The sequence below is a fragment of the Lysinibacillus sp. GbtcB16 genome, assembly GCF_019091145.1.
Taxonomy (GTDB): domain Bacteria; phylum Bacillota; class Bacilli; order Bacillales_A; family Planococcaceae; genus Lysinibacillus; species Lysinibacillus fusiformis.
This window is the reverse complement of the sequence record NZ_JAGXJV010000207.1, coordinates 1-334: the sequence shown is the minus strand read 5'-3', so window position 1 is coordinate 334 and position 334 is coordinate 1. Positions and strand designations below refer to the sequence as shown.

Genomic DNA, 334 nt, shown 5'->3' with positions numbered 1-334 from the left:
TATGGGAATGTACTGATGCGGACCCTATGTCTTCGGAAGCTATCTTAACAAAAGATTACATTTTTGCAACATATCCAAAAGGCATTGTGAAAATCAGTAGAAAAACAGGAGCTGTTCTTTTGAAAAAGGTGATTGCAGGGTTATCAGATACAACAAGTGGTTACGGTGGGAAAATATCATTCGCAACAAATGAAAATCAAGATAAAGTAGTGTTTATGTTTAATAGTGATGTTTATATCATGGATATCGCTGATTTAAATATTATCAAAAAAATTACAATACCAGATAAGGTAGACAACGGTTGGTATTATATACACGGATGTACGATTCTAAA

Annotated in this window: 1 protein-coding gene; it reads left to right on the top strand. The window is 32.9% G+C overall.

Going from position 1 to position 334, the window contains the following annotated elements; translation table 11 throughout:
- Window positions 1–26: 26 nt before the first annotated feature.
- Window positions 27–334, top strand: a 308-nt coding sequence (locus KVT27_RS24025; protein WP_217582113.1) for a hypothetical protein, incomplete at its 3' end; no start/stop codon positions are given.